1 protein-coding gene is annotated in these 416 nt (G+C 60.1%); it reads right to left on the reverse strand.

The genetic code is table 11. The features are described 5' to 3' along the window. On the reverse strand, positions 1–416 hold a 416-nt coding region (locus EOC94_RS33745), incomplete at both ends, for a CDP-glycerol glycerophosphotransferase family protein (protein WP_185928395.1).

Consider the following 416-nt stretch of genomic DNA (forward strand, 5'->3'; position numbering starts at 1 on the left):
GCATTCCGGTGAGGGCAACCTGGCTCGGCATCAGCCTGTATCGATTCTGGGAGCCGACCACCGACTGATACTCGCGTTCGGTGCTCGTAAGCATCAGATCGATCGGGACGGTATTGAGCCAGGATGCGAGGTCGGTGGATATGACACCGTGCTGCAGAAAGACGAACTTGAACCTCAAGAGATCGCGGTACTCGCGCGCCGGCAGATAATCCCAGATGTAGCGGTCGGCATGAGAGGAAATGAGATAGCGCGCGTTGAGCAGCGCGTACTCGTGATCGGCGGATCCGAACGGTATGAGGCGGAACCCGTCCGCCGCGAGACGCGGCCAATCTTGGGACTTGCGCCTCAGCACGAAATAGGCGTTGACCTCGGGTCGAAAGCGCCGGACGTAGCGGTAGAGATGCTCGGCGTTGTCG

Source organism: Mesorhizobium sp. M6A.T.Ce.TU.016.01.1.1, from assembly GCF_003997065.1.
Classification (GTDB): domain Bacteria; phylum Pseudomonadota; class Alphaproteobacteria; order Rhizobiales; family Rhizobiaceae; genus Mesorhizobium; species Mesorhizobium mediterraneum.